Genomic DNA, 667 nt, shown 5'->3' on the forward strand with positions numbered 1-667 from the left:
GAGCGACGACGTCGTGAGCGAGGCCACTGCCGTGCCCAGCGCCTGGATGGTCGCCGTCGAGATCGCCTGCGTCTGCACCGAGCTCAGCGTGCCCGTCAGGCTTTCAAGCTGCGCCGTGGACATTGCCGCAACCTGCGCCGTCGTCAGCATCGCGGTGGTCAACGCGGCCACGTTCGTGCCCAGCGCCTGGATGTCCTTCGTCGTGAGTGCCTGTGTGTCGGCGGTGGTCAGACCGGCGAGCGTGAGCCCGACCACGCCTGAGGTGCTGAGCGCTCCGATCTGCGTCGACGACAGGGCCGAAGAAATGGCGGTGACTTGCGGTGCCGAAAGCACAGCGACCTGGGCCGTCGACAGCATGGCCGTGGTCAGCGACGCGACGTTCGTACCCAGTGCCTGGATGTTCGTCGTCGAGATCGCCTGCGTCTGGGCCGTGCTCAGCGAACCCGTCAGCGATTCGATCTGCGCGGTCGTCAGCGCTGCCACCTGCGCCGTCGTGAGCGACGACGTCGTGAGCGAGGCCACTGCCGTGCCCAGCGCCTGGATGGTCGCCGTCGAGATCGCCTGCGTCTGCACCGAGCTCAGCGTGCCCGTCAGGCTTTCAAGCTGCGCCGTGGACATTGCCGCAACCTGCGCCGTCGTCAGCATCGCCGTGCTCAGCGACGCGACG

The 667-nt window shown here is 67.9% G+C and carries 1 pseudogene; it reads right to left on the reverse strand.

Going from position 1 to position 667, the window contains the following annotated elements:
- Positions 1 to 667, reverse strand: a pseudogene (locus VSR34_RS38175) (heme utilization protein); the annotation flags it as partial.

Origin of the sequence: Paraburkholderia sp. JHI2823, from assembly GCF_038900695.1 — a bacterium.
Lineage (GTDB): Bacteria > Pseudomonadota > Gammaproteobacteria > Burkholderiales > Burkholderiaceae > Paraburkholderia > Paraburkholderia mimosarum.